This is a genomic window from Mycetocola tolaasinivorans, from assembly GCF_003667565.1.
GTDB lineage: Bacteria > Actinomycetota > Actinomycetes > Actinomycetales > Microbacteriaceae > Mycetocola > Mycetocola tolaasinivorans.
This window is the reverse complement of the sequence record NZ_RCUX01000001.1, coordinates 325,585-339,824: the sequence shown is the minus strand read 5'-3', so window position 1 is coordinate 339,824 and position 14,240 is coordinate 325,585. Positions and strand designations below refer to the sequence as shown.

13 protein-coding genes are annotated in these 14,240 nt (G+C 68.1%); 3 read left to right on the top strand and 10 right to left on the bottom strand.

The window, feature by feature from the left end; all coding sequences use genetic code 11:
- Positions 1–50 precede the first annotated feature (50 nt).
- Positions 51–683, bottom strand: a complete 633-nt coding sequence (locus D9V32_RS01550; protein ID WP_121647132.1) for a TetR/AcrR family transcriptional regulator — start codon at positions 681–683, stop codon at positions 51–53.
- A gap of 71 nt (positions 684–754) precedes the next feature.
- On the opposite strand from D9V32_RS01550, the gene D9V32_RS01545 reads away from it, so the two are divergent.
- Positions 755–1,111, top strand: coding sequence for a hypothetical protein (locus tag D9V32_RS01545; RefSeq protein ID WP_121647131.1), 357 nt, complete (start codon positions 755–757; stop codon positions 1,109–1,111).
- Between the two features lie 48 nt (positions 1,112–1,159).
- On the opposite strand, the gene D9V32_RS01540 is transcribed toward D9V32_RS01545, so the two are convergent.
- The 4 genes from D9V32_RS01540 to D9V32_RS01525 form a co-directional block, all read right to left on the bottom strand.
- Positions 1,160–2,335 carry a glycerate kinase gene (locus D9V32_RS01540; RefSeq protein ID WP_121647130.1) on the bottom strand — a complete coding sequence of 392 codons (1,176 nt, stop codon included), beginning with the start codon at positions 2,333–2,335 and terminating at the stop codon, positions 1,160–1,162.
- Between the two features lie 14 nt (positions 2,336–2,349).
- On the bottom strand, positions 2,350–3,255 hold the full coding sequence (locus D9V32_RS01535; RefSeq protein WP_121647129.1) for an HpcH/HpaI aldolase/citrate lyase family protein: 906 nt from the start codon (positions 3,253–3,255) through the stop codon (positions 2,350–2,352).
- 393 nt (positions 3,256–3,648) lie between these two features.
- Entirely contained in the window at positions 3,649–4,554 is a 906-nt protein-coding gene (locus tag D9V32_RS01530) for an inositol monophosphatase family protein (protein WP_121647128.1), read from the bottom strand.
- Between the two features lie 31 nt (positions 4,555–4,585).
- Complete coding sequence (locus tag D9V32_RS01525) at positions 4,586–6,325, bottom strand: dihydroxy-acid dehydratase (protein WP_220700630.1); 1,740 nt, start codon at positions 6,323–6,325, stop codon at positions 4,586–4,588.
- A gap of 302 nt (positions 6,326–6,627) precedes the next feature.
- On the opposite strand from D9V32_RS01525, the gene D9V32_RS01520 reads away from it, so the two are divergent.
- Together D9V32_RS01520 and D9V32_RS01515 are read left to right on the top strand one after the other, a co-directional pair.
- The gene (locus D9V32_RS01520) at positions 6,628–7,443 is read left to right on the top strand and encodes an IclR family transcriptional regulator (RefSeq protein WP_121647126.1); all 816 of its coding nucleotides are present in this window, start codon (positions 6,628–6,630) and stop codon (positions 7,441–7,443) included.
- Complete coding sequence (locus D9V32_RS01515; protein WP_121647125.1) at positions 7,443–8,417, top strand: zinc-dependent alcohol dehydrogenase; 975 nt, start codon at positions 7,443–7,445, stop codon at positions 8,415–8,417. The genes D9V32_RS01520 and D9V32_RS01515 overlap by 1 nt, the downstream gene beginning before the upstream one ends.
- A 71-nt stretch (positions 8,418–8,488) precedes the next feature.
- Here the strand turns inward: D9V32_RS01515 and D9V32_RS01510 are convergent, their stop codons facing one another.
- The 5 genes from D9V32_RS01510 to D9V32_RS01490 all read right to left on the bottom strand — a co-directional run bounded on the left by D9V32_RS01510 (position 8,489) and on the right by D9V32_RS01490 (position 14,053).
- On the bottom strand, positions 8,489–9,292 hold the full coding sequence (locus D9V32_RS01510; RefSeq protein WP_220700629.1) for a carbohydrate ABC transporter permease: 804 nt from the start codon (positions 9,290–9,292) through the stop codon (positions 8,489–8,491).
- Positions 9,293–9,301: 9 nt separating this feature from the next.
- Entirely contained in the window at positions 9,302–10,225 is a 924-nt protein-coding gene (locus D9V32_RS01505) for a carbohydrate ABC transporter permease (RefSeq protein ID WP_121647124.1), read from the bottom strand.
- Positions 10,226–10,325: 100 nt separating this feature from the next.
- Entirely contained in the window at positions 10,326–11,648 is a 1,323-nt protein-coding gene (locus D9V32_RS01500; RefSeq protein ID WP_121647123.1) for an ABC transporter substrate-binding protein, read from the bottom strand.
- Between the two features lie 83 nt (positions 11,649–11,731).
- Positions 11,732–12,856: an ABC transporter ATP-binding protein gene (locus D9V32_RS01495; RefSeq protein WP_183086123.1), complete on the bottom strand. Its 1,125-nt coding sequence runs from the start codon at positions 12,854–12,856 to the stop codon at positions 11,732–11,734.
- 306 nt (positions 12,857–13,162) lie between these two features.
- Complete coding sequence (locus tag D9V32_RS01490; RefSeq protein WP_147440363.1) at positions 13,163–14,053, bottom strand: hypothetical protein; 891 nt, start codon at positions 14,051–14,053, stop codon at positions 13,163–13,165.
- Positions 14,054–14,240: the final 187 nt, after the last annotated feature.

Here is a 14,240-nt window from a genome sequence, read left to right as displayed (position 1 = left end):
ACCGCGTACCGGCGTGGACCGGTATGTGCGAGGGCTCGTGCGTGCGGGTGCTAGTGCGTGCCGGTCAGTGAGGACGCGTCGGAGGGTACCGAGGGGTCCGCGGGGGTTGCCGGGGTGAGACCTGAGTGCACCAGCGAGATCGTGGCGCGGGCAACGCGCACGTAGTCATCACCGCGGGCGATACGACGTGATCCGGCCTCAACGAGCCCCTGAATGAGCTCGACCATGAGGCTGGGGTTTTCGACGCCCATCTGGTCTACCGCATCGCGCAGCGGCGACATCAGGGCCACGTGCAGCTCGATGACCTCGCGGCGGTGGTAGTCCGGCAGGCGGGTGCCGCCAAGTGCGTCGGCCACATCGTGCTTACCCTCGGCCACGAGGCGCAGGCTGGTGAAGATATAGCCGTCCAGACGCTCGGACGCGGTGGCGGAACCGGCGAGGGCTCGCTCGATTTCCCCGGTCCATTCGGCGAAGGACCCGAGGGCGATTTCGGCGAGCAGATCGGTGGCGGAGTTGAAGTACTCGTACACGCTGGAGCGTGCCAGACCGATACGCTTTCCAACCCGGGCGAGCGTGACCGCGTCAACGCCGGATTCGAGAAGCTCCTCGGTGGCGGCCTGGATCAGCTCATCCCGACGACGCGAGCGGTGCTCAGCAACGGTGGGAGCGGTGATACGTGGCATGACTCAAGTATCTCCCACGTTCGTCCAAAAGGTGTAATGATTCCGACATTCTGTCGGATAGGGTTTTAACCATGGAGATCCTGAGAAACGTTCTGCTCATCCTTCACTTCGTCGGTTTGGCCGCCATTCTGGGTGGCGCAATGACCCAGATCAAGGCCATCAAGACCGGCACGGCCCGCCTGGTTCCCGGCATTCTGCACGGTTCCTGGCTGCAGCTGGTGAGTGGCCTGGGCCTCGTCGCCATCGCCGAAATGAACTCCGCGATCGCGGTTGACCACATGAAGGTTGGCATCAAGCTGCTGATCCTGGTGGCCATCCTCGTGATCGCCCTGATCAACAAGAAGAAGGATCCGCTGGCGGGCTGGGTCATCCCGGCCATCGCCGGGCTCACGGTGGTCAACATCATCGTGGCGGTTGTGGTTCGCTAGCCAGCTCCCCGATTTTCCTCCCGCCGGGCCCCGTGCCCGGCGGGATTTTTATGCCCGCGCGGGGCCGTAAGCGTCCCAGATGTCCGCGGCGAGACGCTCGAGGAGCGGACCGGCCTCGGCCATGCTGCGGGCGGGATCGGGTTCGATCGAGGTAAGCGGATAGACCGCCCCGAGGTGGGCATCCCGCGCCTGCGCCGCGGTCAGCAGGGAACGCCCGCACACCGCGATCACCGGAACGTCGTGCGCGTGCGCGACCTCGGCCACACCGACTGGCACCTTTCCGCCGAGGCTCTGGGCGTCGAGGCTGCCCTCTCCGGTAATCACGAGGTCGGCGGCGCGAATGAGCGCGTCCACCCCGGTGAGCTCGCGCACCACCTCGATGCCCGGGCGCCGTTCGGCACGCAGGATTCCGAGCGCCGCAAACCCGACTCCCCCGGCCGCACCGGCACCCGGTGCGTCCGCGGCCGCGCGGATCGAATCGGCCCCTGTGCCCGAAGTATCGGCGAGCACGCGCGCCCAGCGTGCGAGCGCCGCGTCCAGGCGGTCGCGCAGCTCGGCGTCGGCCCCCTTCTGTTCCCCGAACACGTGGGCGGCTCCGCGCGGCCCACACAGCGGGTTGTCCACGTCCGAGGCCAGCACAAACTCGGTGGTGAAAACGCGCGGATCGACGCCGGTGAGATCGACCGATGCCAGTGATTCCAGGCCCAGACCGCCCGGTGGGATCGGTGAACCCTCGGCATCGAGCTGGAGAACGCCCAGGGCGCTCAGCAACCCTGCTCCGCCATCGGAGTTTGCGCTCCCGCCCACCGCGAGAATGACCCGGGAGGCGCCGTGATCGAGCGCCGCGCGGATGAGCTCACCGGTGCCCACGCTCGATGCGCGCCCGGCATCACGCTCCGCGGGCGGAACGAGATCGAGGCCCGAGGCGGTGGCCAGCTCAATCAGCGCGGTCTCCCGGCCATCCGTATCGGAAAGCAGGGCAAACGCCGTGTCAACCGGCACCCCGTTCGGCCCCGTGACCCGCACCGGGACGGCACGGGCGCCGGCGTCCAGGGCGGCGCGAAGCGTGCCCTCACCGCCGTCCGCGAGCGGCACCAGATCGATCTCCGGCGCCTCGGCCCCGCCGGCGTGCGCGGCCGCACGAAGGCCCCGGGCCAGGTGCGTCCCTACCGCCGGGGCGTCGAGCGAGTGCTTAAACTTATCCGTCGCGATCACGATCCGCATGGCGCGCGTAAGACCTAGTCGGCGTCGAAGGGGCGGACGTTGAACGCGGCCGCGAGAGCCATGATCTTGCGGGCGCGGCCGAGACGCGGAAGGTCCGAACCGTCGCGCACGATTTCGCCGCGCGCGGTGAAGTCCAGCAGGAAGGTGTTTGCCCAGCTGACGTCGGTGCGGGTGGGGCTAATGACCTCGTTGACCACGGGGGTCTGGTCGGCGCTCAGGCAGAGCTTGCCGGTCATGCCCATCATCACGGTGATACCGGACTGCTCGCGCAGAATGGGGTGGCTCTCGCCCACGGTCGGGCCATCGACCGGGCCGGGCAGGCCGGCGGCGCGGCTGGCCACCACCAGGCGGGCGCGCGGATAGGCCATCGCCTCACGGTCGGCGCTCATGCCGGTGTCGCGGCGGAAGTCGCCCGAGCCGAACGCCAGGCGGAAGGCACCGGGAGCGCGGGCGATGCGGCCGGCATCCTCGATGCCGAGGGCGGATTCAACGAGCGCCACCACGGGACGCTGGCCGCCCAGGATCTGGTGGGTCGCGGTGACCTGCTCGGGGTCCTCGGTCTTGGCGAGCATGACGCCCAGCAGGCCGGGTGCGTGGCGCAGCGCCTCGAGATCGTCGCGCCAAAACTCGGTGGTGTAGTCGTTGATGCGTACCCAGGCGTTGTTGCCCTCGGTGTGTAACCAGCGGGCGACGTCCTCGCGGGCCTGCGGCTTCCGGCTCGGGTCCACGGCGTCCTCGATGTCCAGGACTACCGCGTCGGCGGAGGAGCGAACACCCTGATCGATCAGATCCGGCTGGGTCGCGTTGACCAGTAGCCAGGAGCGGGCGAGATCCGCGGGTACCACGGTGCGACGCCGAGTAGAGGGAAGATCGATGGTATTCGTGGGCAGCGGTTCACTCAATTTTGTACTCTTTCCCATTCCTCAAGGCGTGGAATGTGTTCGCCGGAGGCTCGCGTGCCCGGGCAAAGCTCGTCCATGCGGGTTTCGCGACGGTGCGAGCGGCACCACGGGGCGGGCCAGCGTCCATCGTATCCCGGGGCTCCCCCGTACACGCCGTAGATCCAAAAAATCCCGTGCGACCACGCCGTTTGTTCACCCGAGCGGTGCGAACGGTACCGAAACTTTTGTTGCCGATACGGATACCGAGACCGCGGAGATCCGCGGTTTTACGCGCCTCGCGGGTCGATGTGGCGCGCCACCATCACCGCCGCCGACAGTTTGCCGTGGATTCAACAGGTCTGGTCGGGCAGACAGAAAACCGTGGCCCCCGTCTGGCTTCCGAGGCGAACCGGCCGTACGCTGGCACGTCGGCTAGACGATGGGCAGCAGCGCCGAGAGGATCGCGGGGCCACTGGCCACGAGCAGCCCGCCATCCGGGCGCTCACCCTCGGAACCGGCAAGCGCCCCGCCGGCCTCGGTGACGATGAGCGCACCCGCGGCGTAGTCCCAGGGGGCGAGGCCGCGCTCGAAGTAGGCGGCCACGCGGCCCTCGGCCACCGCGCAGAGATCCGCGGCGGCCGAACCGCCAATGCGCAGGTCGCGCACGATGGGGGTGAGTGCGGCCAGCACGCCCGCCTGCTGGCGGCGCACCGCCGGATCATAGGCGAGCCCGGTCTGGATGATGGCCCCGGCAAGATCCGTGCCGTCTAATACCCGGATCGGCCGCCCCGCGGAGGTCGCTCCCCCTCCGAGGTGCGCCGAGACCAGCGCACCGGCGCTGTTTTCGGCGCACAGCGCGATGGCCCCGGCCAGGGCCCGCCAGGTCGCCGGATCGATGGGAGCGCTCGGCTCCGCAGCGCTCACGGCAGCAACGCCCACCTCAGCCTCGCCTACGGCCGCAACGCCCACGGCGGCCACACTCACGGCAAAGGGCCCGGCACCGGTGACGAAGTTGGTGGTGCCGTCGATGGGATCCACGACCCAGACGACACCGCTGGTGCCGGGAATGGTGGCCGTACCCTCCTCGCCGAGGAAGCCGTCCTCCGGCCGGGCGGTAAGCAGGATTTCCCGCAGCAGGTGCTCGGCCTCGCGATCCACCTCGGTCACGACGTCGATGGCCGAGCCCTTTTCGATCACCCAGCCAATGCCCGTGCGGCGACGCTCCAGCACGTGCTCGCGCACGCGCACGGCGGCGTCTTCGGCGAGCGCGCGCAGCGCCGGGAGATCGTGGGTCTCGGCGAGGGTGGAATCAGGGGTGGGGGTACCGTGCTCGGTCATGGCCGCGCTCGCTTTCTGCTGTGCGCGGCGATTAGGACAGCCCGACAATGGGCTGCACCACCACGCGCTGTTCGGGGGTGTGGGCGGTGAGGAAGTCGAAGTCGCAGCCCGTGTCGGCCTGTCCGACGTGTCGGCGATAGAGCAGCGGCCAGCCGCGCAGGTCGCGGACCGGGGCGGGGGTCCAGGCGGCGCGACGCTCGGCGAGCTCCTCCTCGGAGAGCGCAACCGAGAGGCTGCGGGCGGGCACATCGAGCGTGATCAGATCGCCCGTGCGCAGCAGTGCCAGGGGCCCACCGATCGCGGCCTCCGGGCTCACGTGCACCACGCAGGAACCAAAGGCGGTTCCAGACATCCGGCCGTCACTGATGCGCAGCATGTCCGTCACGCCCTGCGCCGCGAGTACCCGGGGAATGGGGATCACTCCCCACTCGGGCATGCCCGGGGCACCGACCGGCCCGGCCCCGGTGAGCACCAGCACGGTGTCCGCGGTTACCGCGAGGTTCGGATCGTGAATCTGTCGACGCATGTCGGCATAGCTGTGCCAGACGAGCGCCGGGCCGGTTTGGACGGGGCGGAGTTCGGGTGCCGTGGCCACCCGCATGAGGCTGCCACGGGGGGCGAGATTTCCGCTGAGCACGGCGAAGGCGAGCGGCGCAACGGGATCTTCCAGTGACCGGATGGGCACGTGCTCCCCCACGGTCTCCGCCGGGCGCAGGTGCTCGGCCCAGGCGCGGCCGTCTCCGGCGCGAACCGAGGTGTCGACGTGATCGCCCAGCGCCTCGAGGAGGGCCGGGGTGCCACCGGCACGCTCAAAGTCGGCGAGCAGGCCCACGCCCGCGGGTTCGATATCGGCGAGTACCGGCACGGAGCGGGCAACCCCGTCGAGGAGCGCGCCGGTCAGGGTGATGCCCACCCGGCCGGCGAGGGCGATGAGGTGGATTACGGCGTTGGGTGAACCGCCGAGCGCGCACAGCGTGACCAGCGCATTGCGCAGGGCGGTCTCACTCAGAACGCGCTGCGGGGTTTCGGCGGGGTCATTCCGCAGTACCGACTCGGTGAGGGCGACCCCGCTGCGATACGCGGCGTCCGCCCGCTCGACACTTCCGGCGGCGGCACCGGCAGTACCCGGCAGCATGAAGCCCAGTACCTCGGTCAGGATCGCCAGGGTGCTCGCGGTGCCCATGGTGTTGCAGGTGCCGGGCCCACAGGCGAGCGCTCGCTCGAACTCCTTCCAGGCGGCGGAGTCGCGCGCCCCGCTCTGGCGCTCGTGATCGGCACGCCAGAGCGCGGTCCCGGTACCGAGGCTCGTCCCGTCGAGCACCCCGGCCTGTCGCGGGCCACTCACCACGGCGAGGGTGCGGATGTCCGCACTGAGCGCCCCCATCAGCGCGCCCGGAAGTGACTTATCGCAGCCGGCCAAAACAACCAGGCCATCCAGCGGGTAGGAGCGCGCGTACTCCTCGACCTCGATCGAGAGGAGGTTTCGGTAGAGCATTGCCGTGGGCTTCATCAGGTCTTCGCCGAGGCTCATCACCGGGAACACCACGGGGATTCCACCGGCGTCGCGAATGCCGCGCGACACGTCTTCAACCAGCGAGCGCAGTGGCAGGTTACACGGGTTCAGCGTCGAAGAGGAGTCGGCGATGCCAATGAGGGGTTTTCCCGCCTCCAGGTCATCGCTGATGCCGGAGTTACGCAGCGCCACCCGGTGCATCACCGCAATTTCCTCATCGCCCACAAACCACTCGGCACTGCGGGGGAAATCAGTCACGAGCATCCTTCGACGAGGGCGGGTGGGCGTGCGGGTGGGAGCCCGTCCCGATCATCGCAACAGGGCTCGATGGACGGAATGTGTCTATCTCGTGCCGCGCGGGTAAACAGATTCCGCCGGCCCGGCGGGCCTGGGTGAACAGTGCGAATCAGCCCGCGCGCGCCCCGCACGCACCGCCTCAGCGCGCCTAGAGTGACCACAACTACACGCCGTATTTGGACAATGGCGGCTGTTCGTGAGCGTGCCCCACGCACGCGCCCGCCGAGCCGGATACGGCCTCGCGCCACAACAAGGAGACCCCGGTGACCGACCCCGTGCAGCTTCGTGTTCCCGCCGAACGCCGCGACTATACGGTGGCCAGCGTCGCCCGCGCCCTGCGCGTGGTGGACGTGGTGGCCGAGGCCGGCACCGATGGGCTGACCCTCACCGAGCTGGCTCGGCAGGCCGGGGTGTCCAAGAGCGCCGGCTTTGCGATCGCCCGCACCCTGGTGGACGCCGGCTATATTCGCGAGGTGCATCCCGGCCCGCGCTATCGCCTGGGCCTCACCCTGGTGCGGCTCGGCGACCGAGCGGTGGAAACCCACCCGCTGACCGAGCTCGTCAAGCCCGTGCTGCACGACCTCACCCGGCGCACGCAGATGACCGCCCGCGCCGCCATCAACGATGATGGCTACCCGATGTTTATCTCTCGCGTGGACGCCCCCGGCGTGATCCGGTTCCACGCGCCGATGGGGGTGCGCGAGCTCCCCCACTCCTCGGCCGCGGGGAAGGCGATTCTCGCCCACCTGCCCGAGAGCGAGGCCATCCGCATCGCCGAGGAAACCGGCCTCCCCGCACGTACCCGCCGCACCATCACCACCGTGCCCGGGTTTTTGGAAGACCTACGTCGAACCCGCGAGCGCGGCTTCGGCATCGACGATGAGGAGGATGAGATCGGAGTGTACTGCCTGAGCGCACCCGTATTCGGATTGCACGGGGGCGTTTTTGGTGCCCTGTCGGTGACCACCATCAAGACCGGTGCGCCCGAGCGGCGTGCCGCCGAGCTGGGTGGGATCCTGCGCCGCTTTGCCGCGCAGATCACCGCCCAGATCGCCGGCCGGCCGCGGGGTCGCGACTAGTGCGGGCGCTGCGGATCCCGGCCCCCGGGACGCTGCACCTCGCCGAGGTGCCCGAACCGGTCGCCGGACCCGGTGAGGAGATCTACCGACCCCACCTGGTGGGCCTGTGCGGCACCGACCTCGACCTGATCGACGGCCTCGTGGATCCCGCATTCGTGCGGTATCCACTGACCCTCGGCCACGAGTGGGTCGGCCGGGACTCCGCCGGGCGCACCGTGGTGACCGAGGGGCTCATTCCCTGCGGTTCCTGCGTGCGCTGCGAGGAGGGCCGCGAGAACCTCTGCGCAACCTATGCCGAGCTGGGCTTCACCCGGGACGGTGCCGCCGCCGCGACCCTCGCGGTGCCGCGGCACCTCGCGCACGAGATCGCCGCCGGGGTGGACCCCACAGCCGCGGTCATCGCCGAGCCCGCGAGCGTGGTCTATCGCGCCCTGGAGCGGGCGATCCCGACCCCGGGCGCACGCATCCTAATCATCGGTGACGGCACGATCGGCCTGCTCGCCGCGGCCCTCGCCCGTGTGTGGGAGCCCGAGCGGGTAGATCTCCGGGGCCTCCGTACCGAGCAGGCGACCCTCGCCGAGCATGCCGGGGTCGACCGCTTCCTCACCCGTCGCGCGGCCAAGGGCTACGACCTCGTGGTGGAGGCCTCGGGTTCCCCCGCGGGCGTCGCCGCGGCCCTCGCGGCCACCCGGCGCGGCGGTACGCTCGCGCTCCTGGGCTATCTGGGCCGGGATGTCCGCTTCCCGCTGGACGTCGACGCCCTGATCAACGCGGACCTCACCGTGTTGGGCAGCTTCGCCTCCACCTCGGCGTCCTGGCGCTCGGTCGTGGAGCTGATCAACGCCGGAACCCTGGATGCCGGCTGGCTGGTGACGCACCGCTTCGCGCTCACCGACTACGTGGCCGCGGTGGACGCCCTGCGCCACCCGCACGGGGCCCGCGGCAAGATCGTGCTGGAACTGCCACAAAACTAGCCGAACACACAACGAGTGGGACACACAAAAGCACCGGATGGGAACTCCCATCCGGTGCTTTTGTGTGTGCCCTACTTGATACCCGAGCGCAGGAACGAGTTGATGAACCCGCGCTGCCCGATCAGGAACGCCGCGAGCAGCGGGCCGATCACGATGACCGTACCGGCGGCCATCTTCGGGAAGTCCATACCGGTCTCCGGCGCCAGGAAGCGCACCAGACCCACGGTGATCGGTCGGGTCTCATCCGAGGTGGCCACGATCATCGGCCAGAGGAAGTTGTTCCACTGGGTGGACACCGACACCAGCGCGTAGGCGATCAGGCTGGGCTTTGCCGCCGGAAGGAACACCTTCCAGAGGATGCCGAGCCGCGAGCTGCCCTCAACCTGTGCGGCCTCGACGAGCTCATTCGGCACCGTCATAAACGCCTGACGCAGGAAGAAGATACAGAAGGCGCTGGCCACATACGGCAGGCCGATACCGGTGATGGTATCGAGCAGACCGAAGCCGGCAACCGTGCGATAGTTCTCCGACATGAACACTTCGGGGAAGATCATCAGCTGAATCAGGACAAACGCGAAGAGAGCGTTTTTGAACGGGAAGGTAAACCGGGCGAACGCGTACGCGGCCAGGGCACCAAAAACGAGCTGCGCCAGGGTGATGCCTACCACGAGCAGGGTCGTGTTGAGGTAGTACTGGCCAAAGGGTGCGGCACCCCAGGCGTTCACCAGGTTGTCAAACCCGAACCGGCTACCCGCCGGGGACTCCACGATCACCGAGCGCACAAACACGTACGCCAGCGGGGCGATCCAGAGCAGACCGGCGACCCAGGCGAGTACCCGTTCGATCCGGTCCGAGGTGGTCAGGATGCGATCCACGCGGGTCTCCTAGCGGTAGTGGATCTTGCGATCCATGAGTTTGATCTGGATCAGCGCGAGTGCAACCAGCACCGCGACAACCACGAGCGAAATGGCGGCGGCGAACTGCGGCCAGTGCTGGGCGAACGCCACCTTATAGATGTAGAACAGCAGCAGGTTGCTGGCGTTGTCCGGCCCGCCCTGAGTCATCACGAAGACGAAGTCGACCATCTTGATGCTGTCCGACAGCGCCACGATCGCCGCGAACAGCGTGGTGGGCATGAGCAGCGGAAAGCTGACCTTCCAGAAGTGACGGAACTTGCCCGTACCCTCCAGGCGCGAAGCCTCCTCGAGCTCCGGATCGATGCCCTGAAGTCCGGCGAGGTAAAACAGCATGAAGAACCCGGCCTCCTTCCAGATCATCATGACCATGAGGGAGGGCAGGACCAGGCTGGGATCGCCGAGCCAGTCCGGGGTGGGGAGCCCGATCGCGCCGAGGATCGAGTTGATCACGCCGATGTTGGGCTGGTAGAAGTACATCCAGATCACCGCCACCGCAACCATCGGCAGGATGGCCGGGGCGAAGACGCCGGCGCGGAGGAATCCGCGGCCGCGCACGTTCTGGTGCAGCAGGACCGCGAGAAGCATCGCGAGGCCGAGGGAGACCGGAACGGTGATCAGGGAGAAGAGCAGGTTGTTTCCGAGGGCCCGCAGGAACACCTCGTCGGTGGCGAGACGCTCGTAGTTACCGAGGGTGAAACCGTCACCGTTACGCTTCTGGGTGCTGGAGATCAGCGAGCCGATGAGGGGCTTGACGGTGAACAGCGCCAGGAAGATGAAGGCGGGCAGGAGGAGGAAATAGGCAAAGCCGGCATCCGGCAGTCTGCGGGCGAGCCGGAACGGATTCCAGGCCCACCGCGACCGCGGTGGCACGACTGCGGGGGCGTCGGTCATGACGAGGGAGCAGCCTTACGGGTGAGGGGTGTGTGGGGTGGTTATCCGGAGACGGCCGGGCCCGCGGTGGTGTCCGCGAACCCGGCCGGTGTTCCGGGTGTTACTTGTGCTCAGCGAGGATCTTGGTGATCTCCGCCTGAGCCTTGCTCAGTGCTTCCTTGGCGTCGGCACCGTTCAGCAGTACCGACTGCAGGGCCGGGGCGAGGGTCTGGTAGACCACGCGGTCACGGTCGACGGTGGCCATCTCGGGGATGGCGTCGGCGACGGCGTCGTGGGCGGCGATTGCCTGCGGGAACTTCTTCACGTGGGCGACCATTGCCGGGTCGTTCCAGGCTGCATCCGAGGTGGCGATGTAGCCGGACTTGACCGATACGTCGGCGGCGCGCTCCGGGGTGGTGAGGAACTTCGCGAGGGTTACTGCTGCCTCACGCTGCTTGTCCGAGACGCCCTCCTGGAAGAGCATCAGGCTGCCACCACCGGTGGGGGCACCCGCTGCGACGTCCTTCGGCAGTGCCGAAACGCCCCAGTCGAAGGACGCCTTGTCCTGGATGGTGCCCATACGGCCCGAGGTGGTCCAGAGCATTGCGGTCTGGCCGGCGAGGAAGTCGTCGGTCGAGGTCGACCAGGCAACCTCGGTGCTCGGGGCGATGCCCTCGGCTCCGAGCGAAGCCCAGAACTCGAGTGCCTTCACGTTCTCCGGGGTGTCCAGGGTGACCTTGGTGCCGTCGGCGTTGCTGATCGCGCCGTCACCACCGGCCTGCTGCACGAGGGCCTGGTACAGCCAGTAGGCGGTACCGGTCGAGGTCGGGATGAACAGACCGTACTTGGCGCCACCCTTCTCCTGGGTTGCGCGGGCCGAGTCCAGCAGCTCGCTGCGGGTAGCCGGGCCGTGCTCCGGGTCAAGGCCAGCCTTGGTGAAGAAGTCCTTGTTCCAGTACTGCACGATGGTCGAGCGTGCGAAGGGCACGCCCCAGACGTGGCCGTCGCCATCGATCGAGTTCTTCATGAACTGCGGGTAGAAGCCGTCGAGCCACTTCTTGCTCTCGTCGTCCTTCAGGTAGTCATCCCAGCTGGAGATGGCCTTGCGCTCGACCAGGTCGAGAACGAAGGTCTGGTCCATGATGGCCAGGGCGGGTGCCTTGCCACCGTCGATCGCGGTGTTGACCGCGGTCAGGGTCTGGTCGTAGTCGCCCGAGTAGACGCCCTTGACCTTGATCTTGGGGTGCTCGGCGGCGAATTCCTTGAGGTAGCCGTCGATCAGGGTGCCCAGGGTACCAACCTGGTCGGGGTAGTAAAACTCGATGCTCACTTCTTCATCGGCCGGGGCAGCGGGTGCCGCAGTCGAGCAACCGGTCAGCGCGACGGTGAACGCAAGTGCGGCACCGGCCGTGGCAAGAAGCTTCTTGCGGATCGGGGAAGACATGGGAGATAGGGTCCTTTCTGGAACCAGAGGGGGTGTGATTGAAGGGTGTTACGGGGAGGAAAAGTGTGGGGGCCGAGGCGTGACTAGGACGCCTGGGCAAGGATCGGGCGCGTCGCCTCGGGAATGCGCACCGAGTCTTCGGCGGCAAAGAGGTGAACGTGCTCGAGGGAGGCCGAGAGCACCGACTGGGCGGGCACCGCGTGGGCGGCGCGGACGCGCACCCGGAGGCGCTGTCCGCCCACGCCGTAGGTCGCGAGGCGGTCGGCACCCAGCAGCTCCTGGCGCTCGAGGGCACCGGGCAGGGTGAAGGCATCGGCCGAGGCGGCCGTGCCGGGCACCAGGTCCTCGGGGCGGATGCCGAGCAGCAGGTTCTCGGGCAGGTCGTGGCCGTAGCGGGAGAGCAGGGCGTCGGCGGGAATGCGGACATCCTCACCGATGAGCAGGGCGTCGCGATCGCGACGCACCTCGATCACGCTCATCGGCGGTGCACCGATGAAGCGGGCCACGTGGGCGTTGGCGGGCTGGGCGTACAGGTTTTCGGGGGCGCTGATCTGGTCCACGAAGCCCTCGCGCATCACGATGACCTTGTCGGCCATGGTCATTGCCTCGACCTGGTCGTGGGTGACGTACAGCACGGTGAGTCCGAGGCGCTGCTGCAGCTCGCGGATTTCGGTGCGCATGTCGGCACGCAGGCGGGCGTCGAGGTTCGACAGCGGCTCATCCATCAGGATCAGGCGCGAGCCGCCGACCAGGGCGCGGCCGAGGGCCACGCGCTGACGCTGACCACCGGAGAGCTGGCCGGGCTTGCGGTTCAGGTAGGGCTCCAGCTGGAGCTGACGCGCGGCCTCCAGCAGGCGCTCGTTGCGCTCGGCCTTGCCCACCCGGCGCACCTTGAGGCCGAAGGTGATGTTCTCGGCGACGCTCAGGTGCGGGAACAGGGCGTAGTTCTGGAAGACCATGCCGAGGCCGCGCTCGGCGCTCGGCACGTTGCTCACGTCGCGGCCGCCGATCAGCAGCTCGCCGCTGTCGGCGCGATCGAGTCCGGCGACGATGCGCAGGGTGGTGGACTTGCCGCAGCCACTCGGGCCGAGGATTGCGGCGAACTCGCCATCGGCCACCGTGAATCCGACATCGTGCAGCACCGTGTGGCGATCACCGCGGGTGCCGGTGAAGGATTTGCTGAGCGAGCGGAGAAGTACTTCGGGCACGGGTGTCCTCATCTGGTGTAGCTGGTTCGGGAGGGGCGAACGGGGGATCGCCTTCGCAAAACAGAGTGACACGGCTCCCAGACCCGGCCCGGGTACGGTTCCGGTCCGCACGGTGAACGTCGCATGAAGCCACGGGGTCGGGATTCGGCGGTGCCGAACGCCCCCGTGCATTTACCGCACAGCGTCACCTCGCTCCCAGCGTTTTCTCGGCCGAATGCCCCACCCTGCGCACCCGACGAAAACGAAACGCCCGGGGTTACCCGCCGCGAGCTGCGGTGGGTAACCCCGGGCGCGAGGGGCCGCGGACTACTGACCGGAGACGGTGTAGTGCTGGAGGTACATGAAGATCGACTTGATGCCCGAGCCCACGTTCAGCACGTGCAGCTGGCCACCGGCCGGGCCGAGGTCCACGGCGGTGATGCCCTGAACCTCATCCTTGGGCTCCACATCCTGCTTGAACTGCCAGTTCACGGCACCGGTCACGGTGTTGATCGAGTACACCGACTTGTCACCGGTGATGTCCACCGAGGCGTAGAGCTCGCCGTTGTACATGGTCGCACCCTGGATGCGGCTGAGCGGACGCGAGAGCTTCACGGTGCGGTCCACCTCGAGGGTGGCGCCGGGGGCGGCGGTCAGCAGGTCGTTCAGGCGGTAGGCGATCAGGCGGTCAGTGCCGTCCTCTACCTTCTGGGTCCAGGGGGCAACCCAGACCAGACCCGCGGCGGCATCCACCGCAACCCAGGGGGCACCGCCGGGCAGGGTGTCCAGCGGCAGCTTGACGTAGCGACCGGTGTACTTCAGGTTGTTTGCGTCATACAGCGCGAGCAGCGGGTTCTGGTAGCCGTTCTTGCCGTCCTCGAGCGGGGCCACCACGAGACCGTCGTGATAGGCGATGTCGCCGATGTGGCTGATCTTGAAGTTGTTCGCGAGATCCGCGGGGATCGCGAAGTTGTTATCGGCAACCTCGTGATCGTTCGAGATGGTCGCCTTCACCAGGCTGTAGGGGCCCGAGTAGTAGAAGTAGGTGCCGTCGTTTGCGATTCCCTGACCGCGTTCGAGGGCGTTGAAGCCGGTCCAGCGCTCATACTTTGCGGTGCGGCTCCAGCTGGCCGCATAGGCGGCCTGCGGAACGGTGGTGAGCCCGATCGTGGCGGCGGCCACGATCGCGACGACCGCGCGAAGTCGAGTTTTCTGCATGGTGATCTCCCAAGGGGTGTGGAGCGCGCCCGTCGCGCTCGACACCCAGTGGACCAGAACGTCGCCCCGGGGCATCAGGCGATCCACATGAATTGCGGCAAACATGGGTGTGAACGCCACCTGCACGGGGGAAGTACCCACAGGCGCGGGCGGCCGGCTCCCCCGCCCTGACGCGGCAGACGCACCC